24 protein-coding genes and 3 tRNA genes are annotated in these 26,693 nt (G+C 64.7%); 10 read left to right on the top strand and 17 right to left on the bottom strand.

Annotated elements, in window-relative coordinates; genetic code table 11:
- The first annotated feature begins 16 nt into the window (after window positions 1-16).
- Complete coding sequence (locus tag E2I15_RS05635; protein ID WP_137477826.1) at window positions 17-1,435, top strand: hypothetical protein; 1,419 nt, start codon at window positions 17-19, stop codon at window positions 1,433-1,435.
- A 1-nt stretch (window position 1,436) separates the two neighbouring features.
- Here the strand turns inward: E2I15_RS05635 and E2I15_RS05630 are convergent.
- Window positions 1,437-1,513, bottom strand: a tRNA-Asp gene (locus E2I15_RS05630).
- A gap of 307 nt (window positions 1,514-1,820) precedes the next feature.
- Between E2I15_RS05630 and E2I15_RS39690 the strand changes: the two genes are divergently transcribed.
- Entirely contained in the window at window positions 1,821-2,144 is a 324-nt protein-coding gene (locus E2I15_RS39690; protein WP_259171327.1) for an HU family DNA-binding protein, read from the top strand.
- Window positions 2,145-2,315: 171 nt separating this feature from the next.
- On the top strand, window positions 2,316-3,572 hold the full coding sequence (pepT, locus tag E2I15_RS05620; protein ID WP_137477825.1) for a peptidase T: 1,257 nt from the start codon (window positions 2,316-2,318) through the stop codon (window positions 3,570-3,572).
- On the opposite strand, the gene E2I15_RS05615 is transcribed toward pepT, so the two are convergent.
- The 3 genes from E2I15_RS05615 to E2I15_RS05605 all read right to left on the bottom strand — a co-directional run bounded on the left by E2I15_RS05615 (window position 3,573) and on the right by E2I15_RS05605 (window position 5,123).
- Window positions 3,573-4,424, bottom strand: coding sequence for a class I SAM-dependent methyltransferase (locus tag E2I15_RS05615; protein WP_137477824.1), 852 nt, complete (start codon window positions 4,422-4,424; stop codon window positions 3,573-3,575).
- An 89-nt stretch (window positions 4,425-4,513) separates the two neighbouring features.
- Entirely contained in the window at window positions 4,514-4,819 is a 306-nt protein-coding gene (locus E2I15_RS05610; RefSeq protein ID WP_137477823.1) for a YciI family protein, read from the bottom strand.
- A gap of 22 nt (window positions 4,820-4,841) precedes the next feature.
- Window positions 4,842-5,123, bottom strand: a complete 282-nt coding sequence (locus E2I15_RS05605) for a hypothetical protein (RefSeq protein ID WP_137477822.1) — start codon at window positions 5,121-5,123, stop codon at window positions 4,842-4,844.
- A 248-nt stretch (window positions 5,124-5,371) separates the two neighbouring features.
- Between E2I15_RS05605 and E2I15_RS05600 the strand changes: the two genes are divergently transcribed.
- Complete coding sequence (locus E2I15_RS05600) at window positions 5,372-5,581, top strand: hypothetical protein (RefSeq protein ID WP_016847733.1); 210 nt, start codon at window positions 5,372-5,374, stop codon at window positions 5,579-5,581.
- Between the two features lie 161 nt (window positions 5,582-5,742).
- Here E2I15_RS05600 and E2I15_RS05595 read toward each other — a convergent pair.
- A tRNA-Val gene (locus E2I15_RS05595) sits at window positions 5,743-5,819 on the bottom strand.
- Between the two features lie 63 nt (window positions 5,820-5,882).
- On the bottom strand, window positions 5,883-6,293 hold the full coding sequence (locus E2I15_RS05590; protein WP_137477821.1) for a GFA family protein: 411 nt from the start codon (window positions 6,291-6,293) through the stop codon (window positions 5,883-5,885).
- 204 nt (window positions 6,294-6,497) lie between these two features.
- On the opposite strand from E2I15_RS05590, the gene E2I15_RS05585 reads away from it, so the two are divergent.
- A complete protein-coding gene (locus E2I15_RS05585) occupies window positions 6,498-7,166 on the top strand; it encodes a GntR family transcriptional regulator (RefSeq protein WP_137477820.1) in 669 nt (222 codons plus the stop codon).
- 1 nt (window position 7,167) lies between these two features.
- Window positions 7,168-8,379 carry an MFS transporter gene (locus E2I15_RS05580; RefSeq protein WP_137477819.1) on the top strand — a complete coding sequence of 404 codons (1,212 nt, stop codon included), beginning with the start codon at window positions 7,168-7,170 and terminating at the stop codon, window positions 8,377-8,379.
- A 113-nt stretch (window positions 8,380-8,492) separates the two neighbouring features.
- Here the strand turns inward: E2I15_RS05580 and lon are convergent, their stop codons facing one another.
- The 5 genes from lon to E2I15_RS05555 form a co-directional block, all read right to left on the bottom strand.
- Window positions 8,493-10,922, bottom strand: a complete 2,430-nt coding sequence (gene lon, locus E2I15_RS05575) for an endopeptidase La (protein ID WP_137477818.1) — start codon at window positions 10,920-10,922, stop codon at window positions 8,493-8,495.
- Between the two features lie 324 nt (window positions 10,923-11,246).
- Complete coding sequence (gene clpX / locus E2I15_RS05570; RefSeq protein WP_018271869.1) at window positions 11,247-12,521, bottom strand: ATP-dependent Clp protease ATP-binding subunit ClpX; 1,275 nt, start codon at window positions 12,519-12,521, stop codon at window positions 11,247-11,249.
- Between the two features lie 442 nt (window positions 12,522-12,963).
- Window positions 12,964-13,599 (bottom strand): ATP-dependent Clp protease proteolytic subunit, encoded by a 636-nt coding sequence (locus E2I15_RS05565; RefSeq protein WP_016847729.1) that lies wholly within the window; start codon window positions 13,597-13,599, stop codon window positions 12,964-12,966.
- A gap of 240 nt (window positions 13,600-13,839) precedes the next feature.
- Window positions 13,840-15,198, bottom strand: a complete 1,359-nt coding sequence (tig, locus tag E2I15_RS05560; RefSeq protein WP_137477817.1) for a trigger factor — start codon at window positions 15,196-15,198, stop codon at window positions 13,840-13,842.
- 164 nt (window positions 15,199-15,362) lie between these two features.
- Window positions 15,363-15,447, bottom strand: a tRNA-Leu gene (locus E2I15_RS05555).
- A gap of 136 nt (window positions 15,448-15,583) precedes the next feature.
- Between E2I15_RS05555 and E2I15_RS05550 the strand changes: the two genes are divergently transcribed.
- From E2I15_RS05550 to E2I15_RS05540, 3 genes are all read left to right on the top strand, one after another.
- Window positions 15,584-16,951, top strand: coding sequence for a multicopper oxidase family protein (locus E2I15_RS05550; RefSeq protein WP_137477912.1), 1,368 nt, complete (start codon window positions 15,584-15,586; stop codon window positions 16,949-16,951).
- Between the two features lie 18 nt (window positions 16,952-16,969).
- Window positions 16,970-18,055, top strand: coding sequence for an enolase C-terminal domain-like protein (locus tag E2I15_RS05545; protein ID WP_137477816.1), 1,086 nt, complete (start codon window positions 16,970-16,972; stop codon window positions 18,053-18,055).
- Window positions 18,056-18,232: 177 nt separating this feature from the next.
- Complete coding sequence (locus tag E2I15_RS05540) at window positions 18,233-18,943, top strand: hypothetical protein (RefSeq protein ID WP_137477815.1); 711 nt, start codon at window positions 18,233-18,235, stop codon at window positions 18,941-18,943.
- On the opposite strand, the gene E2I15_RS05535 is transcribed toward E2I15_RS05540, so the two are convergent.
- The 5 genes from E2I15_RS05535 to E2I15_RS05515 form a co-directional block, all read right to left on the bottom strand.
- Window positions 18,933-19,802: a tetratricopeptide repeat protein gene (locus E2I15_RS05535; RefSeq protein ID WP_338134457.1), complete on the bottom strand. Its 870-nt coding sequence runs from the start codon at window positions 19,800-19,802 to the stop codon at window positions 18,933-18,935. The genes E2I15_RS05540 and E2I15_RS05535 overlap by 11 nt on opposite strands.
- A gap of 140 nt (window positions 19,803-19,942) precedes the next feature.
- The gene (locus tag E2I15_RS05530) at window positions 19,943-21,361 is read right to left on the bottom strand and encodes an MFS transporter (RefSeq protein WP_137477814.1); all 1,419 of its coding nucleotides are present in this window, start codon (window positions 21,359-21,361) and stop codon (window positions 19,943-19,945) included.
- 62 nt (window positions 21,362-21,423) lie between these two features.
- Window positions 21,424-22,797 (bottom strand): LLM class flavin-dependent oxidoreductase, encoded by a 1,374-nt coding sequence (locus tag E2I15_RS05525; RefSeq protein ID WP_137477813.1) that lies wholly within the window; start codon window positions 22,795-22,797, stop codon window positions 21,424-21,426.
- A 39-nt stretch (window positions 22,798-22,836) separates the two neighbouring features.
- Entirely contained in the window at window positions 22,837-24,036 is a 1,200-nt protein-coding gene (locus E2I15_RS05520) for a CaiB/BaiF CoA transferase family protein (RefSeq protein ID WP_137477812.1), read from the bottom strand.
- Window positions 24,026-25,027, bottom strand: a complete 1,002-nt coding sequence (locus E2I15_RS05515; protein ID WP_137477811.1) for an HpcH/HpaI aldolase/citrate lyase family protein — start codon at window positions 25,025-25,027, stop codon at window positions 24,026-24,028. The genes E2I15_RS05520 and E2I15_RS05515 overlap by 11 nt, the downstream gene beginning before the upstream one ends.
- Before the next feature lie 142 nt (window positions 25,028-25,169).
- On the opposite strand from E2I15_RS05515, the gene E2I15_RS05510 reads away from it, so the two are divergent.
- Entirely contained in the window at window positions 25,170-26,069 is a 900-nt protein-coding gene (locus tag E2I15_RS05510) for a LysR family transcriptional regulator (protein WP_137477810.1), read from the top strand.
- Here E2I15_RS05510 and E2I15_RS05505 read toward each other — a convergent pair.
- Window positions 26,066-26,620 (bottom strand): flavin reductase family protein, encoded by a 555-nt coding sequence (locus tag E2I15_RS05505; protein ID WP_137477809.1) that lies wholly within the window; start codon window positions 26,618-26,620, stop codon window positions 26,066-26,068. The two genes, E2I15_RS05510 and E2I15_RS05505, sit on opposite strands and share 4 nt — an antisense overlap.
- Window positions 26,621-26,693: the final 73 nt, after the last annotated feature.

Raw genomic sequence — 26,693 nt, 5'->3', positions numbered from 1 at the left:
GGATTCAGACGGACCGATGACATTGACGCGCGATGACCTGGTTGTCGGGGTCACGATCCCCGGGTTCTTCGTCCTCAGCGTCGTCTCGATGATCGCCTGCGGGCATGCATTCCCGGCGATGCATGTCTGGCGATCCGGCATCACCGCGCAGGCCGTCCTCGGCACCGCCATCATGGTCGCGTTCGTCCCGGCGTTCGTCGCGGCACGATTCAGCTTCGGTTATCTGGTCGGCTTCTCGCTGCTGTCGGCCGTGTTCGGGTTCGTCTGGCTCAGCTTCTTCAGCGCGTTCGACTATCCGCACGCCATCGCCCGCTGGGCCATGATCGCCGCGCTGGCCGCCGCGATGATCCCTCTGATGTTGCAGAATATCCCGGTTTGGCGGCCCGATTTGTCCGATGCGACCATCAAGCGCATCGCGGTTCTGCTGCTGGCGTCGTGCTTCGCCGTTCTGGTCGCCAACATCTCCTACGGGGCCAATCTTGGCAATCCCTATGGCGCAGCCCGCACCGCCGTGGTGCGGCCGGCGCTGCTCAATTATCTCACCGGGATCATGATCGGTGCGGTCCTGCCCTACCTGTTCGCGCATTTCGGATCGCGCAGCCAGTGGATGCCGGCGGCCGGGATGCTGCTGCTTGCGCTTTGCTTCTATCCCGTCGTCAACAACAAGACCGTGCTGCTGCTGCCGATCTGGCTGCCGTTTCTGTTCTGGCTGTACGGCCGGTTCGACCCGCGGCTGGCCACGGTGCTCGCATTTCTGATCCCGATGGTCGTCGGCCTTTCGGCTTTCGCCATTCTCGGCGCCGACAAGAACTACATCGTGTTCAGCACCATCAATCTGCGCTTCGTCGCGATCCCGTCGCTCGCGCTCGATCAATACGCCGACTTCTTTGCGCACCGCGAGCTCACCCGGTTCTGCCAGATCACCGTCCTGCGATACGTGACCGCCTGCCCGTACGGCGAACTCGGCCCGACGCTTGGAGCGATTTATCAGGACGGCAATTTCAACGCGTCCTTCCTCGCCACCGAGGGCATCGCATCGGTCGGTCTTGCGCTCGCCCCGCTGTCGGCGCTTGTCTGCGGCCTGATCCTGTCGGTGGGATCGATGGTCTCAAAGCACCTGTCGCCGCGCTTCATCGCGGTTTCGTCCGGCATCGCTGTCCAGGCGATCATGAACGTGCCGCTCACGACAGGCCTGCTGTCGAACGGGATAGCGCTGCTGTTCCTGTTGTGGTGGCTGACTCCCGAACAGCGCGTGGCATCATCCGTCAGTCGCGAGCAGGCCGCTCAACCGGTCGGCGTCGTTGGCCTTGCGGCGTCCCGAGCAGTCGCGACAGTTGCCAGGTGCAGTGAACAGGAGGGCAAGCAACGCGTTACAGCATCGGTCCAGAGGGTCCGATGGTTCCGGGCCAAACACGCTGCTAAGTCATTGAAATGAATGGCGCGAGAGACGGGACTCGAACCCGCGGCCTCCGCCGTGACAGGGCGGCGCTCTAACCAACTGAGCTACTCCCGCGGATGCCGATCATCGGATTGATCCGCGCAGGACCGAGGGCATAAAGGCCCGCATCCGGTTAGTCAAGGAGGTTGCGGATCCCTGCACAGCGTCGGCATTTTCGCAGCGCCGGCGCGGATTGTCGCCTGTTTTCAGGGGAAACGGCGTAGTCAGCGAAGCCCCGAATCAAATAAGGCCTGATACGTCTGGGTTTCCTGTGGCCGGCCCGGCGCTGCCCGTTCCCGGAACCGGCGGTTTTCAGGACCTTTCCGGACGCATTTTCCCGACGCGAACGGCGCGCCATTCGCGTGAAAGCAGCAATCCAGCCATTCAGCAACGAGGAGGGCCAGACATGGCGAAGAAAGCAGCGACACCGGCGACGATCACGCTGAAGCATTTAGCGGCGGCCATCGCCGAAGAGCAGGAGCTGTCCAAGAAGCAGGCCGAGGCAATCCTGACCGACATGGTCACAAGGATCACCAAGCACCTCAAGAAGGGCGAGCGCATCAGGATCGTCGGCCTCGGCATCCTGCAGGTCCGCAAGCGCGCCGCCCGCATGGGCCGCAACCCGGCGACCGGCGAACAGATCCACATCAAGGCAAGCAAGAAGGTCGCCTTCCGCGCCGCCAAGGAGCTGAAGGAAGCCGTCTAGCGCCTTCTCTGTCCGTTAAGACAAAGCGCCATTCCGGCTCGTGACGCGGCCCCGGAGTGGCGCTTTTCTGTTATAGGATTGTCCTTCGAAGCTCGCCTTGACGCGGTTTGCTCGCGCGAACCAACTTCGCCAAAGCGCATTGTTCCTTTCCCCTGTTTTTGCGCGGTTTTCATGCTGGCACCGGCTCTCGACTTCAAGCACACCGTCACCGAGCGCTTCCTGCGCTATGTCGTGATCGATACCCAGTCCGATCCGGATTCACCGACCTGCCCCTCCACCGAGAAGCAGAAGAATCTCGGGCGGCTGCTGGTCGCCGAGTTGCAGGCGATGGGGATATCCGACGCGCATCTTGATCCGCACGGATACGTTTATGCGACGATCCCGGCCAACACCGACAAGGCGGTGCCGGTGATCTGCTTCTGCTCGCACATGGACACCTCCCCCGACTGTACCGGCAAGAACGTCAAGCCGCAGGTCGTGAAGAACTACCGCGGCGGCGACATCGTGCTTCCCGCCGATGCCTCGCAGGTGATCCGCGCCGCCGAGCACGAAGCGCTGGCCGACCAGATCGGCAACGACATCATCACCACCGACGGCACCACCCTGCTCGGCGCCGACAACAAGGCGGGCCTTGCCGAGATCATGGATGCCGCGCATTTCCTGGTCGTCAATCCGCAGGTCAAGCACGGCACCATCAAGATCCTGTTCACGCCGGACGAGGAGATCGGCCGCGGCGTCGACAAGGTCGACATCAAGAAGCTGGGGGCCGATTTCGGCTACACCATGGACGGCGAGACCGCCGGCCATATCGAGGACGAGACCTTCTCGGCCGACGGCGCCAGCATCATCATCGAAGGCGTCGCGACCCATCCGGGATTTGCCAAGGGCAAGATGGAGCACGCGATCAAGATCGCCGCCGCGATCGTCGATCGCCTGCCCAAGGACACCTGCTCGCCCGAGACCACCGAGGGCAAGGAAGGATTCCTGCATCCGGTCGCGATCTCGGGCGCGCTGGAGAACGCGCGGATCGACTTCATCGTGCGTGATTTCACCGAGTCCGGCCTGAAGCAGAAGGAAGCGCTGCTGGAAGGCATCGTGAACGATGTCATGAAGGGCTATCCGCGCTCGACCTACCGCATGGAAGTCAAGCAGCAGTACCGCAACATGAAGGATGTGATCGATCGCCACCCGCAGATCGTGGCCTATGCGATCGAGGCGATCCAGCGCGCCGGCCTCACGCCGGTGAAGACCTCGATCCGCGGCGGCACGGATGGCTCGCGGCTGTCCTTCATGGGACTGCCCTGCCCGAACATCTTCGCCGGCGAGCACGCGTTCCATTCGCGGCTCGAATGGGTCAGCCGGCAGGACATGGAGAAGGCCGTGCAGACCATCGTGCACCTGGCGATGATCTGGGAAGAGAAGGCCTGATCAGGCCCGCGCCGTCACGATCCAGATCGCGCCGGGCAGCAACACCGCATCGCCCTTGACAAACGGCGCCAGCGCCTCGCGCATCGAGGCGATCGCAGCAGCGCGCACGTCATCCGCGTGCCCTTCCAGCGCGCGGCTGGCCGGCCCGATCTCGAGCGCGCCCTGGATCGCGGCATCGATGCCGCGCCCGGTCGCGACATCGAGCTCGAGCCGGCACGGCTCCATGGCAATGCCGGAGAAGCCGGCTTCGCCCAGGATCCGCTTCACCCTCGCCTCGGAGGCGAACGCGAACGGGCCGGGATCCTCGGGCCCGAGCGGCGGCAGTTTCGGCACGTGCTTGTAGACGGCAGCAAGCGGCGTCATGAAGAACGGATTTTCGCGCGGCTCCTGCCAGCAGGCGAAGGCGAGACGGCCCGTCGGCTTCATCGCTTTGTGCAGATTGGCGAACGACACCACGGGATCGGCAAAGAACATCACGCCAAAGCGCGAGGCCAACAGATCGAAGCTCTCGCCGACAAACGGATAGACGGTCGCATCGGCCAGCGCGAACTCGACCGGCAAACCCTGCGGCGCGCTCTGCCGCGCCCGCGTCAGCATCGGCTCCGAGACATCGACGCCGAGCACGTGACCAGCCGGCGCGACCTTGGCAGCCAGCGCGAAGCTCGAGGCGCCGCTGCCACAGCCGACATCAACGACGCGCTCGCCGGCTTTCGGCGCCGCGCGATCGATCAGGAGGTCGAGCACCGGTTGCAGCACGATGTCCTGCGCGGCCTGCCGTGTGGCCCAGCGCTGACCGCCCGGCCCGTTCCAGTATGCGATCTGATCGGCGTTTTGCGGGTGGCCTGCGTTCATGCGATCCAACCTTTTCAGGAAGCTTCTGTCGTCTCACGTTTGGGTATGATCTTTTCGGAAAACCGCTTCGCACTTTCCCGGATCATGCCCTAGCAGCTCTCGCGTGTCGCAGCGCGCAGCATCGGCATTACCTGATAGGTGAATCCGGCATTGGCCTTGGTGACGGGATCGTTGGCGACGATCTCCTGCGGATCGGCATCGTCAGGCAGTTGCAGCACGCCAAGGCCCCAGAGGCCGGCGGGATCGGCGACCGGCCCGAACACCAGCGCCTTGCCGGCCTGCAGCAGCTCGCCGCAATAGGCGACGTGCGCCTGCATGATGGCGGCTTCCTCCGGCGTCATGTCCTGCGGAAAGGTCGGGCGCGGTCCGGTCAATTTGCAGACGTAGTATTTCATCGACCCGATCCGCGCTCGGAGATTATTTGGCGGCTGCGCTCGTCGGCTTGCCCGGCTTCGGCTTCGCGGCATTCGCCTTGGGCGCGCCCTGCCCGTCGCTGCGCGCAATGCCCCAGGGATCGGTCGGCTTCTGATCCGGCACACCGCTGAGCGCACGCTGATAGGCGCGCTGCTGCCGCGCCTCGTTGGCCGCATCGGCCGGCGACTTCTCGACCTCTTCGCGATAGCGCTGAACGTGATCCGACTGTGCGACTGCGGGTCCGGCAATCATGGTGAGAAGAAAGATCGCGGCGAGTTTGCGCATGCATCAAGTTCCCGGTTAGGCGGACAGAATAGCATCGCGGCAGCATCGGCATCAAACCTGCGCGCGTGACTTTCGGCACCTTTCGCACCGTCGGGTATCGGATGACATTCGGCACGCCAGCGCGGAGCAAGCGCGGTCCCGGCCATCCCCATGAGACTACCCCACGGCCGGGATCGCGCCCTCTCCGCGCGTTCACCGAGAGCCGTGCAATGGCCTTGCTCCGTAGGGCTCATCAACCAGAGGCCGCCTTGCAGCTCGTGAAACACCGCGCCACCGTCATCCTGCGCGAGCATGTGCAGGCGGAGGCGGAGTTGGTCGGACGAGCCGCGGTTCTCACCGATGGAACCGCAGGGACCGTCGAGGGCGTGTTTCTGGACGAATCTCATGGGTTGCGCATCTCGATCAAGGGCCACATCGGGAAGTGGCCGATCGCGACCATCAGGATGCTGCAACCGTAGGCTGGATCCAAAAAGGGGAAGCATGCCCGCACGTTTAGGCAGCCAGTCCACCTGCACTCTTCGAGCTTCGGCGCGACTGCCTTCGCCCCGCGAACCGAACAAGCGGATGAATTCGTGCTCAAATGGCTGGCTCGCCAAGCCGTAGCCCGGAGGGCGAAGGCTGGTAGGCGGCGAGAGATTCGAACTCCCGACCCTCTCGGTGTAAACGAGATGCTCTAACCAGCTGAGCTAGCCGCCCTTACCTGCGCGCCTCTTTAGCCTCGCCTGCCCCCGAGGCGCAAGGCCGCAACGCCTCAATCCGTCAGCTCCAGTCCTTGGGCCGCGCCGGCAATTCCTTGAGATCGTTGATCCATGGCGCGGCAGAGCGGCACCAGACCTGGCGTCGCGGGGGCAATCGGTCGCGCTGGCGAATGCTGCCCCAGCGGATGCCCCAGTCGTCGGGCCCGCCGTCCTCGCCACTCGTGAACAGCGGCGAACCGCAATCGCCGCAAAAGTGCTGGAAGCGGATCCGGCCGTTATCGCCCCGCTTGCCGTAGACCTTCGGCGCACGTCCGGTCAGCCGGACCTGCTCGGCGGCGCAGATCACCGTGACGCGGTAGGCCGAGCCGGTCAGCGCCTGGCAGTCCGTGCAATGGCAGATCAAGACCCGTTCGGGGTCGATCTCGGCCTGATAGGTGATAGCCTCGCAATGGCATTGCCCGTCGATACGCATGTGGCGCACTCCGATTCCATCCAACAAAGCGGCCGCCGTGGGCCTGGTTCCATCGTCCAGGGCTCCGGCCCTCGGCCCGCCGTCTCCTTTTTTGCTGGAGCAACGCCGGTATCCCGTACCCGCCTTGTTTGGGATACCAAATCGGGATACGAAAGCTGTCAGACCGAGATTCCGTGCCCGCAGGGGCGGCCAAGGGACGGCGCCATGTCGCAGATGCTTCAGATCCACGACCAGCTCCGGGAGATGATCCTGTCGCTCGACCTGGGTCCCGGCGAGCGGCTGACCGAGCGCTGGCTGGAGAGCCGGTTCGAGGGATCGCGCACGCCGATCCGGGCCGCGTTGGTCCGGCTCGAAGGCGAAGAGCTGGTGCGTCGGGACGGCCGCAACTGGATCGTCGCCCCGATCGACCTCGGTGAGCTGGAAGCGCTGGCCGAGTTCCGGATTCCGCTGGAGACGACGGCGGTCCGCCTCGCCTGCGCACGGGCCAGCGCGGCCGATATCGCCGGCGTCGAGGAAATGCTGGACGCCTGCCAGTCCGGCGCGCCGCGCGAGGAATGGCATCGGGTCGGCAGCGATTTCCATGTCGAGATCGCCCGCCTCTCCGGCAATCCCTTCATCGTCAAGGCGATCGCCGGCGCCATGACGAGGCTGTCGCGGGCGCGCTGGCTGGAAGTGTGGACCGAGCCGTCGCGCGAGCAGGCCTGGCGCGAGCACCGGCGCATCCTCGGCTTCATCAAGGCCAACGATCCGGAGGCCGCCGCGCGCGAAGCCGCCGACCACATCAAAGACACCCGCGATCGCCTGCTCCGTTCGCTCAACGAAGACCGCCGCGGCCTGCGGGCGCGCGGCTTCGCCGTCATCGGGCTGCGCTGACATGAATATCGAAGTCGATCGCGAAGCCCTGCTCGACGCGGGCCCCTGGAAACGCAATTTGATCGTCTGCGTGTTCGGCTCCTTCACGACAATCGTGGGGATGACGCTGCTGCTGCCGTTCCTGCCGCTCTATGTCGAGCAACTCGGCGTGACCGATCATGCCGCGATCGTGCAATGGTCGGGCGTCGCCTATGGCGCGACCTTCTTCAGCGCCGCACTGACGGCGCCGTTGTGGGGGCGGCTCGCCGACCGCTACGGCCGCAAGCTGATGCTGATCCGCGCCAGCCTCGGCATGGCGATCGCCATGTCGCTGACCGGCATGGCGCACAACGTCTATGAGTTGGTCGGCCTGCGGCTGCTGACCGGCCTGCTCGGCGGCTACGCGTCGGGCTCGACCGTCCTGGTCGCGGCGCAGACGCCGAAGGCGCGGTCCGGCTGGGCGATCGGCGTGCTGTCGGCCGGCATCATGGCCGGCAGCCTGGTCGGTCCCTTGATCGGCGGCGTGCTGCCGGGGCTGATCGGCATCCGCGCGACCTTCTTCCTGATCGGCGGCGTCATCTTCTTCACCTTCCTCGGCACGACGTTCCTGATCCGCGAGGAAGCACGCCCGAAGGCCGCCAAAGGCGGCAAGGCGCATGGTGGCTGGTCGCTGGTCCCGGACAAGCGCCCCGTCGTCGCGATGTGGGGAACGGGCCTGCTGCTGATGGTCGCCAACATGTCGATCGAGCCGATCATCACGGTCTATGTCGCGCAACTGGTCGAGGCACCGCAGGTGACATTCGTCGCCGGCCTCGTGATGTCGGCGGCGGCCTTCGGCAGCCTGCTGTCGTCCTCGCATCTCGGCAAGCTGGCCGATCGGGTCGGCCACTGGCGGATCATCACCATCTGCCTTGCGCTCTCGGCGCTGCTCCTGATCCCGCAGGCGTTCGTGGTCAGCGGCTGGCAGTTGATCCTGCTCCGGTTCCTGATGGGGCTCGCGCTCGGCGGCCTGCTGCCCTGCATCGCGAGCGTGATCCGACACAACGTGCCCGATGCGGTCACCGGCAGCATGCTCGGCTATTCGATCTCGGCGCAATATGCCGGCCAGGTGATCGGCCCGCTCGCCGGCGGCTTCATCGGCGGCCATATCGGCATGCCCGCGGTGTTCCTCGGCACCAGCGTGCTGATGGCGCTCGGCGCGATCGGTAATTTCGTCGTCGAGAAGAAAGAGTAGTCGCCCTCGACCGTGCTGCCATGCAGCGGCCGCGAAAATCCGCCTCGCGTGCGGATCGGCAAAACAAAAACGGCGCCCGAAGGCGCCGTTTTCTATTTCGACTGAAGCCTGCTTCAGTGCGCCGTCAGGCCGCCGGACGCTTCATCGGAAGCATCAGGCTTGACGTCAACCTTGCTGGTCTCCTCTTCCCAGACGATCGGCGCGGGCACGCGGACCAGCGCCTTGGCGACGACCTCATCCAACCGCGAGACCGGAATGATGTCCATGCCACCCTTGATCGCATCGGAAATCTCCGTGAGATCCTTGGCGTTGTCCTCCGGGATCAGCACCGTCTTGATGCCGCCGCGGGCGGCAGCCAGGAGCTTCTCCTTCAGACCGCCGATCGGCAGCACGCGACCACGCAGCGTGATCTCGCCGGTCATCGCGACATCGTGGCGAACCGGAATGCCGGTCATGACCGAGATGATCGCGGTGGCCATCGCAACACCTGCGGACGGACCGTCCTTCGGCGTTGCGCCCTCCGGCACGTGAACGTGGATGTCGCGCCGGTCGAACATCGGCGGTTCGATGCCGTAGGTGATCGCACGGGAGCGGACGTAGGACGCCGCCGCCGAGATCGACTCCTTCATGACGTCGCGCAGATTGCCCGTGACGGTCATCTTGCCCTTGCCGGGCATCATGACGCCTTCGATGGTGAGCAACTCGCCGCCGACATCGGTCCAGGCCAGACCGGTGACGATACCGACCTGATCCTCGTCGTCGATCTCGCCGAAGCGGTACTTCGGAACGCCGAGGAACTCTTCGATGTTCGCCTCGGTGACCTTCACCGACTTCTTCTTGGAGATCATCAGCTCCTTCACCGCCTTGCGGGCGAGTGTGGAGAGCTCACGCTCCAGGTTACGCACGCCCGCTTCGCGGGTGTAGCGGCGGATCATCAAGAGCAAGGCCGCGTCGTCGATCGACCATTCCTTGGAGTCCAGACCGTGCTTGGAGAGCGCGCTCGGGATCAGATGCTTGCGCGCGATCTCGACCTTCTCGTTCTCCGTGTAGCCGGCGATCCGGATGATCTCCATGCGGTCCATCAGGGGGCCGGGAATATTCAGCGTATTCGCGGTCGTGATGAACATCACGTTGGAGAGGTCGTAGTCGACCTCCAGGTAGTGGTCGTTGAAGGTCGAGTTCTGCTCGGGGTCCAAGACCTCAAGCAGCGCCGACGACGGGTCGCCGCGGAAATCGGCGCCCATCTTGTCGATCTCGTCCAGCAGGAACAGCGGGTTCGAGGTCTTCGCCTTGCGCATCGACTGGATGATCTTGCCGGGCATCGAGCCGATATAGGTGCGGCGGTGACCGCGGATCTCGGCCTCGTCACGCACGCCGCCGAGCGACACGCGCACGAACTCGCGCCCCGTGGCCTTCGCGATCGACTTGCCGAGCGAGGTCTTGCCGACGCCGGGAGGCCCGACCAGGCACAGGATCGGTCCGGTCAGCTTGTTGGCGCGCGACTGCACCGCGAGATACTCGACGATGCGGTCCTTGACCTTCTCGAGCCCGTAGTGATCGGAGTCCAGCACCGCTTGCGCGGCCTCGAGGTCTTTCTTGACCTTGGACTTCTTGCCCCACGGGATCGACAGCAGCCAATCCAGATAGTTGCGCACGACGGTCGCTTCCGCGGACATCGGCGACATCTGGCGCAGCTTCTTCAGCTCGTGCTGCGCCTTCTCGCGCGCTTCCTTGGAGAGCTTGGTCTTGGAGATCTTCTCCTCCAGATCGGCCAGCTCGTCGCGACCTTCGTCGTCGCCGAGCTCCTTCTGGATCGCTTTCATCTGCTCGTTCAGGTAATACTCGCGCTGGGTCTTCTCCATCTGGCGCTTGACGCGCGAGCGGATGCGCTTCTCGACCTGCAACACCGAGATCTCGCTCTCCATCAGGCCCAGCACCTTCTCCAGGCGCTGCGTGACGGACAACGTCTCCAGGATCGCCTGCCGATCGGCAATCTTGACCGCGAGATGCGAGGCAACGGTATCGCCGAGTTTGGCGAAATCGGTGATCGCCTGAACCACGCCGACGACTTCGGCGGAGATCTTCTTGTTCAGCTTCACATAGCTTTCGAAGTCGGACACGACCGACCGCGCCAGCGCCTCGGCTTCGACCGAGTTGGCGTCCGTGTCGGCGAGTGCGACCGCGGTCGCCTCGTAATATTCGCTGCGGTCGGAATACCTCTCGACGCGCGCGCGCTCGAGGCCCTCGACCAGCACCTTCACGGTGCCGTCGGGAAGCTTCAGGAGCTGCAGGACGCTGGCGAGCGTACCGGTCTCGTAAATCGAATCGGGTGCCGGATCGTCATCGGACGCGTTCTTCTGCGTCGCGAGCATGATCAGCGCGTCGTTCTTCATCACCTCTTCGAGCGCGCGGATCGACTTCTCGCGACCGACGAAGAGAGGCACGATCATGTGCGGGAAGACGACGATGTCGCGGAGCGGCAGCACCGGATAGGAGTGGCTTTCGCCGTGGACGATCGTTGGCCGGGGTTTTGAGGTCGTCATGGCCTTATCCTTTTGTTTTGCCCCCTTGCACGCAGTCCGCCTGCTTGCGCAACCGCCACAAGGTGCCTTGGTGATCCGGAAAAAGATTGCCGTCAGCAGTCGCTTATTCCGTATCGAAAAGCGACGAATCTCAACGCATGAGATCCCTTCGCCGATAGCATTAGGTGGCTATCAGGCAGGGGGGTGTCAAGTCTGAGAAGTGCCCGGAAATTCAGGCTAAACAGGCATTTACTGCAAATGCCGCAGCGGTGCTGCTGGTGCGCCGCAGCGGCCGCCGGATCGCCCGGCAGCCGCGTGAATTGCGACGACAGAAAACTGCGCTTCTTACGCGCTCGCGCTGCTCTCGACGGCGCGGTCGGAACGATCCGCGTAGATGTAGAGCGGACGCGCCGTTCCCTCGACGACCTCGCGCGAGATCACGACTTCCTCGACGCCTTCCAGGCCCGGGAGGTCGAACATGGTTTCGAGCAGGATGCTCTCCAGGATCGACCGCAGGCCGCGCGCGCCGGTCTTGCGCTCGATCGCCTTGCGGGCAACCGCGCCAAGCGCCTCGTCGGCGAAGGTCAGCTCGATGTTCTCCATCTCGAACAGCCGCTGGTACTGCTTCACCAGCGCGTTCTTTGGATCGGTCAGGATCTTCTTCAGCGAGGTCTCGTCGAGGTCCTCCAGCGTCGCAACGACGGGCAGACGGCCGACGAATTCCGGGATCAGGCCGTACTTCAGCAGGTCTTCCGGCTCGACGTGACGGAATATCTCGCCGGTGCGGCGGTCCTCCGGCGCGAGCACCTGCGCCGCGAAGCCGATCGAGGTCGAGCGGCCGCGCGCGGAGATGATCTTCTCGAGGCCCGAGAACGCACCGCCGCAAATGAACAGGATGTTGGTGGTATCCACCTGCAGGAATTCCTGCTGCGGATGCTTGCGGCCGCCCTGCGGCGGGACCGAGGCCACCGTGCCTTCCATGATCTTCAGCAGCGCCTGCTGGACGCCCTCGCCCGACACATCGCGGGTGATCGAGGGATTGTCCGACTTGCGGCTGATCTTGTCGATTTCGTCGATATAGACGATGCCGCGTTGCGCGCGCTCGACGTTGTAGTCGGCGGCCTGCAGCAGCTTCAGGATGATGTTCTCGACGTCCTCGCCGACATAGCCGGCTTCGGTCAGCGTCGTCGCGTCAGCCATGGTGAAGGGCACGTCGAGGATGCGGGCCAGCGTCTGCGCGAGCAGCGTCTTGCCCGAACCGGTCGGACCGATCAGCAGGATGTTCGACTTCGCCAGCTCGACGTCGTTGTGCTTGGTCTGATGGTTGAGCCGCTTGTAGTGGTTGTGGACGGCGACCGACAGCACCTTCTTGGCATGGCTCTGGCCGATCACGTAGTCGTCCAGGACCTTGCAGATTTCCTTCGGCGTCGGGATGCCGTCGCGCGACTTCACCAGCGAGGACTTGTTCTCCTCGCGAATGATGTCCATGCACAGTTCGACACACTCGTCGCAAATGAAGACAGTCGGTCCGGCAATCAGCTTGCGAACTTCATGCTGGCTCTTGCCGCAGAACGAGCAATATAGCGTGTTCTTGGCGTCGCTCGTGCCGACCTTACTCATTCATTATCTCCGTCCGCCGTTCGATCTTGTTTGCCAGATCGACCCAATCCGGCACAAAACCGGGGTCTTGGGTAGATAGAGCAAATTCCGTACCAAAAAAGACCCTACGCAATACTGACCGTGTGGATCACGGTTTATTCGAATCTCCGCGATCATAGCCGATGCATCACAGCCAACCATGCTGGCACCCGACTATCAAGAATTCGCTAATCGGATGGCCGGCTCAAGACCGTGACAATACCGTGATTTTCAACGATCGCACGTGGAATACGTGCCGAAATCCACGGAACGTTGCGGGATTACCACGTCGGTATATGAGCACGAAACCGGAACTTTCCGCCTGTGCGCATGCACTCGTCCGCGGGTCCACCGCCCTGCTTTTGCCGGTTATGTGAGGCGTCAATGTGGAGATCACACCGACGCCTCGAGATGCCTGCCCAGATCAGGCCGCCTTCGCGGCGGCCGGATCGTCCGGACGCTTGTCGATAACCTTGTCGACGAGGCCGAACGCCTTGGCGTCCTCGGCGGTGAGGAACTTGTCGCGCTCCAGCGCGTCCTCGATCGCCTTGTAGGTCTGGCCGGTGTGCTTCACGTAGATCTCGTTGAGGCGCTTCTTGAGATTCAGGATCTCCTGCGCGTGCAGCATGATGTCGGTGGCCTGGCCCTGGAAGCCGCCGGAGGGCTGGTGCACCATGATGCGGGAATTCGGCAGCGTGAAGCGCATGTCCTTCTCGCCCGCAGCCAGCAGCAGCGAGCCCATCGAGGCCGCCTGCCCCGTGCACAGGGTCGATACCGGCGGACGGATGAACTGCATCGTGTCGTAGATCGCAAGGCCCGACGTCACCACGCCACCCGGCGAGTTGATGTACATCGAGATTTCCTTCTTCGGATTCTCCGCCTCGAGGAACAGCAACTGCGCGACGATCAGCGTCGACATGCCGTCTTCCACCGGACCGGTGACGAAGATGATGCGCTCCTTCAGCAGGCGCGAGAAAATGTCGTAGGCGCGTTCGCCGCGATTGGTCTGCTCGACGACCATCGGCACGAGGTTCATGTAGGTTTCAACGGGATCGCGCATGAAAGAACCCAAGGGTTAGGGGTGATGCAGAACTTTGCTCGAGATTACTTGGCTCAAGACTACTGCCTCAAGGCTTAACCCAGATATGGGCCAATTTCCGGCCGACAAGGCCGTCAACTCGCCGCACTAGCCACCTGGGCAGGTCGCAGAAGTTCAAGCTGATTCGCGTCTGCACGCCTAGCGACGGGGACCTTCGCCAGGCGCGCTTTCGCGGTTCATCATTAACGCGAGGTGCCGAAATTAAGCGGCAGTTTTCTCGGCGTCTTCATCCTTGAACAGCTCGTCCTTGGTGACCTTCTTCTCGGTCACGTTGGCGAGCTCCAGGACGAAGTCGACGACCTTGTCCTCGTAAATCGGGGCGCGGAGCTGGGCCAGCGCCTGGGCGTTGCTGCGATAGTAGTCCCAGACCTCCTTTTCGCGGCCGGGCATCTGGCGTGCACGCTCGATCACGGCGCGCGACACCTCGTCGTCGGTCACCGTGATCTTGTTCTTCTCGCCGATCTCCGACAGCACGAGGCCGAGGCGGACGCGGCGGTCGGCGATCTTGTGGTACTCCTCCTTTGCCGCTTCCTCGGTGGTATTCTCGTCGGCGAAGGTCTTGCCGGACGAGTCCATCTCGGCCTTGATCGAGTTCCACATCAGGTTGAACTCTTCGGCGACAAGCGACGGCGGGGCCTCGAATTTGTGGCTCTCGTCGAGCCGGTCGAGCAGCGCGCGCTTGACCTTCTGGCGGGTGGCGCCGGCGAACTCGGCCGTCAGGCGCTCGCGGGCGGCTTCCTTCAGCTTGTCGAGCGACTCGAGGCCAAGCGTCTTGGCGAACTCGTCGTCGATCGTGGTTTCACCGGGCGCCTCGATCAGCGTTGCGGTGGTCTCGAACTGGGCCGGCTGGCCGGCGAGCTTCTCGTTCAGATAGTTCTTCGGGAACGAGACCTTCAGCGTGCGGGTCTCGTTGGTGCCGATGCCGATCAGCTGCTCCTCGAAGCCCGGGATGAACTGGCCGGCGCCGATCACGACCTGAATGCCCTCGCCGGTGCCGCCCTCGAAGGCTTCACCGTTGATGGTGCCCTTGAAGCTGATGGTGACGCGGTCGCCCTTCTCCGCCGCCCCCTCGGTCTTCGCATTGTACGGGCGGCTGCCTTCGGCGATCCGCTTGATGGCATCGTCGACATCGGCGTCGGAGACATCGACCACCGGCTTCTCGACCGAGAACGACTTGAAATCGGCGAGCTGGATCGGCGGCACGACCTCGATCGCGACGGTGTAGGTCAGGTCGGTTTTGCCCGACAGCAGTTCCTCGACCTGGTCCTTCTCGGTTGGCATCGTGATCTTCGGCTCGCCGGCGAGGCGGAAGCCGCGATCTTCGAAGATCTGCCGGTTGGTGTCGCTGATGGTCTGGTCGATGGTCTCGGCCATCACCGAGCGGCCGTAGATTTTCTTCAGATGCGCCACCGGCACCTTGCCGGGACGGAAGCCGTTGAGACGGACCTTGTCCTTGAGGTCGACCAGCTTGGCGTCCGCCTTGGCATCGAGATCGGATGCCGGGACGCTGATCTTGAATTCGTGCTTCAATCCCTCGTTGAGGGTCTCGGTGACCTGCATGGTATCAATCTTCTTCCGCTTTTGCCGCGGCCCGAGCGGCCGTGGCAGTGTTCAATCTGTTCGACGATGGACCTTGCGGTCTAACGTCTGTGGGTTCGGCGAACCCTCACCCCATCGGGGCCAAAGGTTCTCCAAGAATTCGTCATGCAAACGCTGTAAGCGCTTGGTGCGGGCGGAGGGACTCGAACCCCCACAACTTTCGTCACTGGAACCTAAATCCAGCGCGTCTACCAGTTCCGCCACGCCCGCGCGAAAAGCATCCCAGTCCGGCCGCGATGCCGCGGGCGGCCGGGCTTATAACATGCGCCCGCCGGTTCGCAGCAAAAAAATGGCCGCTGTTGAGCCCGCCCTGCGACCGATCGCGACTGGACAGGTACACTTGAAAATGGTCCGCATCGGCCGGATGGCAAGTCCTCCCGCAAGTCCCGAATTTTCACTTACCCGGCGCAACCTGATCGCCGCCCTCGGCGCCGCGGCGCTCTGCCCCGCCCTGCCGGCCACCGGCGTGGCGCAGGGCCGGACCGCGGTCGCGCTCCAGGCCAAACCCGGCCGCATCTCGCTTCGTTCGGGCGACGGACCGGGTCCTGGCGGACCGGGTCCTAGCGGACCGGAGACACCGGTCTGGTCACTCGGCAACGGCGACCTCCGCTTCAAGCGCGGCGAGGTCCTCGACGTGACCTTTGGCAATGACCTGCCGGTAGCGGCCGCGCTGGATTGCCACGGGCTCGACGGCATCGCGGCGGCGGAGCCACTGGCTTCCCGGGCGCTGCTTGCCGCCGGGGCCAAGGATAGCTTCCAGTTGCCGCTTCGGCATGCCGGCACCTTCCTGTGCGAGCCGCTGTTCGGTGATGGCGGCACGGCGCCGGTACGGCCGCGGCCGCTGATCGTGACCGGCACCTCGCCGGTCGCGGTCGATCGCGACGAGGTCCTGCTGATCGAGGAGTGGCGCCTGCGGCCGGACGGAGGCGCAATCCCGGCCGGCAGTGATCCAAAAGATTCGACGCAGATTCATACAATTAACGGCAAAACCTCATACGATATCTCGGCACCAGGCAATGCCCGCCTCAGACTCCGCTTTATCAACGGCAGCCAACGCAGCGTGCTGGCGGTCAAGCTGGAGAACGTCGACGTCCGGGTGATGGCGATCGACGGCCAGCCAGCCGAACCGTTTCCGGCCCGCAACGGTGCGCTGGTACTGGCTCCCGGCAGCCGCACCGATGTCTTTGTCGATGCGGTCGGACCGGCCGGAACCAGCTTTCCGATCCTTCTGCACGACGGCAAGCAGGCCCGCCCGGTCGGCAGGCTGGCCGTCTCGAACGACCCGCCGATCCGCCCGGCGCCGTTCCCGCCAGCACCGCCGCTGCCGGGCAACGACATGCCCGCCCAGCTCGATCTCAAGAGCGCCGCAAGATTCGAACTAACCCTCGGCACGCCGACCGAATGGTTCCGCCCGGCGGACTTCAAGCCATCGGCCGCTCCGGCCTTTCAGGCCAAAGCCGGCCGGTCGGTCGTGCTGGCGCTGACCAACCGCGGCGCGATCGCCAGCGTCTTTCATCTGCACGGCCATCACTTCCGTCTGCTCGACCGGCTCGACGACGGCTGGAAGCCGTTCTGGCTCGACACGCTCGCGATTGAGCCGGGCCAGACCCAGCGCATCGCCTTCCTCGCCGAATATCCCGGCCGCTATTTGATCGAGCAGGTCGCGACCGACTGGGCCGCGCCGCGGCTGGTCCGATGGTACAGTGTCCAATAGCAACAAGGGGAAACGTCCATGAGCCAGACAGTTGCAGCGATCCGCGGAGTTCGGGCGCGAAGCGTCGTGGTGCCGCTGAAGCGCCCTGTAAAGAACGCCTTCGGCGTGATCGATTCCGGCCCGCTGGTTCTGATCGATGTCGAGACCGATCAAGGCATTACCGGCCGCAGCTACATCTTCGCCTACAGCAAGCTCACGCTTAAACCTCTTGCCTATCTGATCGAGGAGATCGGCCGCGAACTCATCGGCAAGCCGGTCGCGCCGTTCGACCTGATGAAGGCGATGGACGCCAAGTTTCGGCTGCTCGGCTGGCAGGGCCTGGTCGGCATGGCGGTGTCCGGTCTCGACATGGCCTATTGGGATGTACTCGGCCAGCTCGCCGGCCGGCCGCTGGTCGAACTGCTCGGCGGCTCGGCGAAGCCGATCAAGGCCTATGACAGCTACGGCGTGGTCGATCCCGTCGCCGATGAGCGCGCGCTGCGGCGTTCGCTCGACCAGGGTTTTCGCGGCATCAAGATCAAGGGCGGCGACGGCGATGCCGCCAATGACGAGCGCGTCGTGAAGGGCGTGCGCGCCCTGCTCGGCCCCGACATCGCGCTGATGATCGACTTCAACCAGTCGCTCGATCCGGCGGAGGCGACCCGCCGCATCGCCCGCCTTGCGCCGTACGATTTGCACTGGATCGAAGAGCCGGTGCCGCAGGAGAGCCTGTCCGGCCACGCAAAAGTCCGCGAGACCTCGCCGACGCCGATCCAGGCTGGTGAGAACTGGTGGTTTCCGCGCGGCTTTGCCGAAGCGATCGCGGCCGGCGCGTCCGACTTCATCATGCCCGACGTGATGAAGGTCGGCGGCGTCACCGGCTGGATGCAGGTCGCGGGACAAGCCGACGCCGCCTCGATCCCGATGTCGAGCCATCTGTTCGCGGAAGTCAGCGCGCATCTGCTCGCGGTGACGCCGACTGCGCACTGGCTGGAATTCCTCGACTTCGCCGGCTCCATCCTCACAAGGCCCGCCGAAATCGTCGACGGTGCGGTGACCGCCCGTGGTCCCGGGCTCGGAATCGAGTGGAACGAGCCCGCGGTCGCGAAGTATCTCGTGACCTAAAGCATGATCCGGAAAAGTGCGAAGCGGCTTTCCGAAAAGATTATGCTCAAACAAAGAGCTAAAGCGCGATAACGATTCAACCTAATCACATCGCGCTTAGCGGCGATCCCGGCTGGTGAGCGCACGCTTCACCTTTCCCGTGCGTTCATGTAGGCCAACCGGACATCGGAGCGCCCAATGTCGACCAACAACAAGCTGACGCTCAAATTCCGTTGCCCGACGGAGCTCGAGGGACTGATACCGGCCCCCATACCGGCGGCGCAGGGCGTTCCCGACTGGCTCAAGGCCATGCCGGCAACGGCCTTCTCTTCGATCAACCTGCACGACGAGGACACCATCAAGCGCTGCCCGCCGTTCGTGGATGCGATGACCTGCGGGTTCTTGCTGCCGCTGGTTTGCGATCTCAAGGTCGAGGACGGCGAAATCACCTGGGACCAGGATTTACCGCCGGGAGGCACGCCGGAATTCCCGCGCTCACCGATCGGCTTCCACGACCCGGGTCAGGTCACCGGCACCCCGCTGTTTGAAGAGGGCCGCTTCTTTCTCAAATTCCACAATCTGTGGACCGTCGAAGCCCCGGAAGGCTACGCGATCTACTTCACCCATCCCGTCAACCGCTTCGACCTGCCATTCACCACCCTCAGCGGCCTGGTCAATTCCGATCTCTATGCCGACAATTGGGTGCACTTTCCGGCGTACTGGCACGACAGGAATTTCAGAGGCGTCCTCCCAAAGGGGACTCCGATCGCGCAATGCATTCCCGTCAAGCGAGACGACTGGACCGCACAGGCATCGCCGTTCACCGCGGAGGACGCCAAGCGGGTCGGCGAACTCCGCACCGAGCTCAAACGGCAGCCGAACCTCTACCGGAGAAACTTCAGGGCGTAAGGCAAGGCGGAATGTCGTCCGCCGCGCTCAATCCCTCTCCGCCGAGGAACTTCGCAGCGGCGCTCTGGGAGAAGAAGAAGCGGCCGTGAGATCCCGAGGCCATGACGAACGCCGCGCGTCCAAACAGCTGGGGCTGACCGCGCATCACCGAGCGCAGCGCCGCCTCGGCAGCATCGCGCTCACCCTGCTCGAAAAGGCAAGTGGCGAGGTGGGCGCGGGTCGAACGATCATCCGGGTAATGCGCGAGCACGCGGCGGAACGCATCCGCGGCTGCAGCGTAGTCGCCTCGGAGGATCAGGACCCGCCCGAGCTGGTTGAGAACGTCGGGGCGTCCCGGCGCAGCATCGCGTGCCGCCGTCAGGACGCTTGCAGCCCGCGCGATGTCATTGGTCTCCTGCAACAGGCGCCCGAGATCGAGCTTCAGGTCGACGCTCTCAGGGGCCAGCACGAGACCGGCCTCGATCGTGCTGATCGCCTCGTCGTGTTGACCGGCCTTGGCAAGCTGCCCGGCGAGTTCCTGAAAGGACGGAAAATATGGCGGGCGGCGCGCCGCCGTGCGCCGAAGCTGTGCGATGCCGTCGGTGACGCGGCCCGCGCCGCACAGCAGCGCGCCGAGCAAAGTCTCGACCTCTCCATCGCCGCCGCGGCGCGCAACCCGCTCGAGCGCTGCGATCGCCTCGCCTCCCCGGTTCTGCCCCATCAGGGCATGCGCCAAAAGAAGCGCGGCGTGTCTGTCCGTGCGGTTTGATTTCAGGATGTTCATCGCAATCTGCTCGGCCTGAGCAAACTGCTGCGCCCGCAACGCCAAGGCGCCTTGTTGCAGTGCCTGAGCGAGGAAATTGTTCTGCCTGCCGCTCACGAGCGAGATTCACGGTGCCGAGGGAATACCCTGCGCGTTTAGCCCGCATCTTCCGACGCGTCCACCAAAAGTATCGTCTGACGGACGAGGCCCGGATGTCCGCATGCGTTGATCACGCGAAAATCGCTTGCTTCGTTCCGCTACTCGCCTCGGGCGGCGATCCCACCGGGGCTTGGTTGCAGCTTGCCGCGCACCTCCGCGGATGACGCTTCGCCATCCATCGCCTCCGGCCGCAACGCCTCCAGCGGACGCTTGCGGGTCTCGATGCCGAGCACCGCAACCGCGATCGCCTGCACCACCAGGAGCCCGGCCACCACAGAGACGACGCCGGTGACACCGAACCTTGTGAACAGCTCGACCACGATGAACGGCGTCACGATCGACATCAGGCGACCGGCAGTGTTGCAGATGCCGGACCCGCGCATCCTGAGCTCGGTCGGAAACAGTTCGGGGATGTAGAGCCCCCAGGCCAGCGCCAGCATCACCGCCACCGTGAAGACCAGCAGGAAGCCGATCACGACGAAAGCGACGGGGTTGATGAACATCGGATAGATCAGCCCGAGCCCGGCCGCCGCGAGCGACAGCACGATCAGCGACGGCTTGCGGTCGATCTTCTCGCCGATCCACATGCCCGACAGCGTGCCGAGCGGGCTGCCAAGCGTCATCAGCATGGTGTAGCCGAGCGATGACGACAGGTTGATGCCCTGCTTGACGAAGAAGGTCGGGATCCAGGCGATGAAGCCGTAGACCGCGGTGTTGAGCCCGATCAGGATCAGGCAGCCGACGATGGTCCGCGCGATCAACGCCCGCGAGAACAGGCGCGTGAAGCGAACGTCCGGCTGCACCGGGGCCGGCTGATAGGCCGGGGTCGGCAGGGTCCTGCCCTTGCCGACCTCCTGCTCGATCGCCGCCAGCACCGCCTCCGCCTCGGCGCTCTTGCCCTGCGTCTCGAGCCAGCGCGGCGATTCCGGCAGTGAGCGCCGGAGGAACCAGACGATCATCGCGCCGACGCCGCACAGCGCGAACATCCAGCGCCAGCCGAGATGCGGAATGACGACCCAGCCGACCAGCGTCGCGACGAACAGCGCACCATTGGTGCAGGTCGCGAGGGCCGCGCCCCAGCGGCCACGCTGCTGCGGCGGGATGAATTCGCTGAGCACGACATAGCCGACGACGATCTCGGCGCCGAGCCCGAGGCCCATCACGAAGCGGGCTCCGATCAGCCAGTTCATCGACGGCGCCAGCGTTGCCGCCAGCGCGCTGAGGCCGAAGATCAGGAGGTTGGCCTGGTAGGCGAACTTGCGGCCGAAGCGATCCCCGGCGACGCCCGCCAGCCAGGCACCGATCAGCATCCCGACAAAGGTCGCCGAGATGAAGCGAGCATTCTGGGCCAGGTCCGAATAGCCGGACTGAACCAATGCGCCGAGAATGCTGCCGGCGAGGAAGATCTCGAAGCCGTCGACGAACAGCCCGGCTCCGATCAGCGCGAAGATCCGGTAGTGAAATCCGGCGATCGGCAATCGGTCGAGCCGGCCCCCCGCGTTAACGCCCTTGGTCACTTCAGCCTCCCTGATTTTGATTTTGTTTTGATCGTTCTCTGCGCCGGCGTTCCGTGCCGACGCTATCCGGTCGGGACGCGCGCCTCTTCGTCGGCCACGCCGGCATGCGCGGCCTGCGGCCGCGGCAGGCCGAGATTTTCGCGCAATGTGTCACCCTGATACTCGCGCTGGAACAGGCCGCGGCGTTGCAGCTCGGGCACCACGAGGCGCACGAAGTCCTGGTAGGTGCCGGGCACGTGGGTGGCGGCGACGACAAAGCCGTCGCAGCCGCCTTCGCAGAACCAGCTCTCCATCTGATCGGCGACCGCCTTGGGTGAGCCGACGAAGGTCGGCAGTTCGGCGAGTGTCCCGCGCCCGCTGAACTGCACGAAGTCCCGCGGCGTGGGATTGGGCTTGCCGCTGAGATTCATCACGCGGTCGCGGATCGCCTGCAACCCGCTGATCGAGGCCAGCTCATCCGATGTGAACGGCTCGTCCATCGGCTTGGCCGCGAAATCGTAGTTCAGCACCTCCGACAACAGCGTCAGCGCGTCGATCGGCTTGGCGAGCCGGCTGATCGCCGCGAATTTGTCCTCGGCCTCGGCCTGGGTCTCGGCGACGACCGGATAGACCGCCGGCGCGATGCTGATGTCCCTGCCCGTCTTGGCCAGCGTTCCCTTGAGGTCGGCATATTGCTTCTTCGCAAGATCGAGGTTGGGATAGATCACGAAGATCAATTCGCCCCAGCGCGCCGCGAAGGTCTTGCCGCGGCCGCTCTGGCCGGCCTGAATGATCACCGGATGGCCCTGCGGCGAGCGCGGCACCGTGAACGGGCCGCGCGAGCGGAAGAACTGCCCCTGATGGTCGAGCCGATGCACCTTGGCCGGATCGGCGAACAGCCCGCTTTCGCGGTCGAAGCTGACGGCGCCGTCCTCCCAGCTGTTCCAGTGGCCGAGCACGACCTCCATGAACTCGTCGGCGCGGTCGTAACGCAGATCGTGGCTGAGATGCTGCGAGGCACCGAAATTCGCTGCCTCGGAGTCGTTCAGCGAGGTCACCACGTTCCAGGCCGCGCGGCCGTTCAGCAGCAGGTCCATCGTCGCGAACACCCGCGCGACGTGGAACGGCTCGTAATAGGTGGTCGAATAGGTCACGCCGATGCCGAGCCGCTCGGTCGCCAATCCCATCGTCAGCGCGACCGAGACCGGATCGAGCTTCGCCGCGCGCACGCCGTGGCGGATGGTCTCGCGAAAATCGTCGCCGAAGCGATCGGGAATCGCGAGCCGGTCGTCGAAGAAGGCGAGATGGAACTTGCCGTGCTCCAGCGTGCGCCCGATCTCCTGATAGTAGTCGCGCGAGAACCAGTTCGGCTTCGAGTCCGGGTGGCGCCAGGAGGCGGGATAGTTCGAGCAGTTCTGGGCCTGCAGGAAGCCGATCAATTTCATCTGCCTGGTCATGGCGTGGTTCCTTCGTGGCCGCGGGAGAATTGGGGCATGTCAGATCACCCCGTCGCTGCGCAGCGCGGCGAGCGCCGCCGCGGTCGCGCCGGCAAGCGAGGTCAGGACTTCGTCGGTGTGCGCGCCGAGCGCGACGCCGGCATGCTTGAACTGCGGCGGCGTGCGCGACATTTTCGGGATCGCACTCGGTACCACGATCGGCCCGGCGCGGGAGGGGACCTCGGCGATGTTGCCGCGGGCGCGGTATTGCGGGTCGGCAAAGATGTCACTGATGCTGTAGATCGGCCCGCAGGGCACGTCGTAGCGCTCGCATTCGGCAAGCGCCATCTCTTGCGGCATGGAGCCGATCCAGTCGGCGACCATCCCGTTGACCTCCTCGCGCCGCGCCAAGCGGCCAGCCATGGCCGCATAGCGCGGGTCGGTCGCGAGTTCGGGGCGCTGCATCGCCTGCGCCAGGCGCTCGAACATCTTGTCGCTCGAACAGGCCAGCGCCACCCATTTGCCGTCGGCGGTCTGGTAATGGCTGTGCGGCACGACATTGACCGTGTCGGCGCCGAGGCGTTCGCGGACGAAGCCGGTCTTGGCGAACACGGTCGCCATTTCATCAAGCAGCCGAAACACCGATTCATAGAGCCCGATATCGACCACCTGCCCGTGTCCGGTGGCCTCGGCATGCCGCAGCGCCAGCAGCACGCCGAGCGCGCCCCATAGCCCGGAAATATAGTCGGCGAGCGAGGTCGATCCCGGCATCACCGGCGCCCGCCCCGCCTCGCCGGCAAGATAAGCGAGCCCGCTGAAGCCGTGCGCGATCCGGGCAAAGCCGGGCTTGTCGCGCAGCGGGCCGTCCTGCCCATAGGCGCTGATGCGCAGCATCACGAGTTTTGGGTTGATCTCGCGCAGCGCCTCGAAGCCAAGTCCCCATTTCTCCAGCGTGCCCGGCCGGAAGTTCTCCAGCACCACGTCGGATTGGCGGACCAGCTCGCGAAACAGCGCGGCGCCCCGCTCGCTGCGCAGATCGAGCGTCACCGACTTCTTGTTGCGGGCTTCACTGAGCCAGACATAGGTGTCGCCACAGTCGCTCGGCGTTCCGAACCGGCGCAGGGGATCGCCTGTGCCCGGCTGCTCGATCTTGATCACCTCGGCGCCGAAATCGGACAGCACCGTCCCGCAGAACGGCGCCGCCACGAAGGTCGCGATATCGAGCACGCGAATTCCGGCAAGCGGTGGCTCATACGACATCCCGCGCTCCTGCCCTGCCCGCCGCCTGAATTGCGTCATGGCGGTCGATGATCGCCTGCGCGCGCTTGAGCACCGCAAGATCGATCAACACGCCGTCCTGCCCGAAGGCGCCGTCGCCGCCGGCGCTGGCGGATTGAATCTTGGCCGTGATCTCGCGCGCCCAGCCGATCTCGCGTGCGGTCGGCGAGAACACCTCGTTGGCGGTCTCGAGCTGCGAGGGATGGATCGCCCATTTGCCCTCGCAGCCGAGCGCGGCCGCCCGCGCCGCACTGGCGCGAAAACCCGCGGCATCGCCGAAATTGGCATAGGGGCCGTCGATCGCGCGCAGGCCATGGGCACGGCAGGCATTGGCGATCCGGGCGAGCGCGAAGTGCCACTGGTCGTTCCAGTGCACGCGGCGCGCGCCGCCCTCGTCCGCATCGGTGAGCACGGCATAGCGCCGATCGGAGGCGCCGATAATCTCGCCGCAGGTACGCAGGTCGATCGAGTAATCGCCGATACCGAAGATCACAGCCTCCAGCCGCTCCGACGCCTGCACGATGTCCTCGACGTTGGCGAGCCCAAGCGTGGTCTCGATCAGGATCTCGATGCCCATCGGCCTTGCGCGCGGGAACTCGCGCTCGAGCCCCGTCAGCAGCGCATCGACGAAACGGACGTCGAATGCGGTGCCGACCTTCGGCACCATGACGAGGTCGAGGCGCGGCGCACGGCTGACGATCTCGATGATGTCGCGATGCGCCCATTCGGTGTCGAGGCCGTTGATCCGCACCGCCAGCGTCTTGTTGCCCCAGTCGATCCGGTTCAGCGCCTCGATCGCGATCTCGCGCGCCTCCGGTTTTCGCGGTGGCGCAACCGCGTCTTCCAGATCGAGAAAGATGAAATCGGCGACGCTACTCGCGGCGCGTTCGAAGAAGTGGGTTGAGGTCGCGGGAACGGCGAGTTCGGAACGCTGGACGCGGCGCGTGCGCGGCTTGGTGACGGTGAAGGACATTGGAGCATCTTTTCTGCATCGCGCCGCAGGATCGTCTCCCGCGGCCAACACAACCATGCTAGATGTCCGGCACTGATCCTTCTAACGAGATTATCTTAAGAACTGTTCAGGTCTTTGGGACAATCCTCCGCGGGGCAAAACGATGTCGCAGATCAATTTCAAGCTGCTGCACATGTTCATCGCGGTCGCCGAGAACAAGAGCTTTCGCCAGGCCTCCGAGCAGCTCAACCGCTCGCAATCCGCGGTCAGCATGCAGATCAAGCTGCTGGAGGACCAGGTCGGCGCCGCCCTATTTCATCGCACCACGCGGCGCGTCGAGCTGACCGCGGAGGGATTGCAACTGCTGACGCATGCCCGGCGCGCGCTCGGCGAATGGGAGAACGGCCTGCGCGAGATCCGCGAGGTCATCGACATCCAGCGCGGCACGCTGTCGCTGGCCTGCGTTCCCACCATTGCCGCGACCATCCTGCCGCAGGCGCTGCATGCCTTCCAGGCGAGCTATCCCGGCATCAACATCAATCTGCGCGAGCTTGCTGCCGAGGACATGCTGGACTGCCTGCGCCGGCGCGAGGCGGATTTCGGCATCGGGCCGGAGATGGACGGCTCGACCGAGTTTCAGTTTGCGCCGCTGTTCAACGACCCGATCTATGCACTGGCGACGAAGGCATTTCCGTTTCGCAAGCGCAGCGCGGTCGACCTGACCGAGCTGTCCGCCTACCCGATCCTGCTGAACTCAAAGTCGGCGGCGCTGCGCTCGATGCTGGAGCGCGCGCTCGCCACGCGCAATCTGCAGATGAAGATCAAGTTCGAGGTCGAGCACAGCTACACGCTGGCCGCGCTGGCCGGCGCCGGCCTCGGCGTCGGTATCCTGCCGAAGGTCGCCTTGCCGCGGCCGGTCAGGAAGACGATGCAGGCGCTGCCGATCGTCAATCCTGTGCTGGAGCGCACGGTCTGCATCGTCTCGCTCCGCGGACAATCGTTCTCGCCGGCCGCCGGCGCGCTGACATCAGTGATCCATAAATTCCTCAAGCCGCGGCCTTAGGTCCGCCGGGCCAATCCGCAGAACGCGCCACCAAAATAGATCAGCGGCGTCTCCGCCTCACGCAAATGCATCGCGCGGACCGCACCGACGAAGATCGAATGCGTGTCGTGCGCATGCTCGTCGATCAGCTCGCAGTCGAGCCCGATCAGCGCACCCTTAAGGATCGGCGCGCCGGTGGCAAGCGACAGCCAGCCGTCGGCATCGGAAAAGCGATCGTCCCGCTCGATGCCGCGGCGGCCGGCGAACACATTGGCCAGCTCGGCCTGGTCGGCGTGCAGCATGTTGAGGCCGAACGCGGCGGTGCGCCGGATCAGGCCATGCGCGCTCGCCGAGCGGTTGACGCAGGCGATCAGCCGCGGCGGCGTGTCCGACAGCGAACAGACCGACGTCGCCGTCATGCCCGTTCTGTCGCCCGGCCCGCCCGCCGACAGGATCGTGACCGCGCCGGCGTGGTGGCGCATCGCCGCACGATAGGATGCGGGATCGACGTCGTGGTGAGGCGCGCCGGCGGTCCGTGCGGCGGTAGAGAGCTGGCTGCTCGGTGCGATCATCTGACTGTTCCGCGCAAGTGACAAGGATGCCGATCCTATAGGTCAGTCGAACCGATCGCGGAAACGCAAATAT

It is taken from the genome of Bradyrhizobium sp. BR2003 (assembly GCF_009720285.1).
Taxonomy (GTDB): Bacteria; Pseudomonadota; Alphaproteobacteria; order Rhizobiales; family Xanthobacteraceae; genus Bradyrhizobium; species Bradyrhizobium elkanii.
The sequence above is the reverse complement of the archived record's forward strand: the minus strand, read 5'-3'. Positions and strand labels throughout refer to the sequence as shown.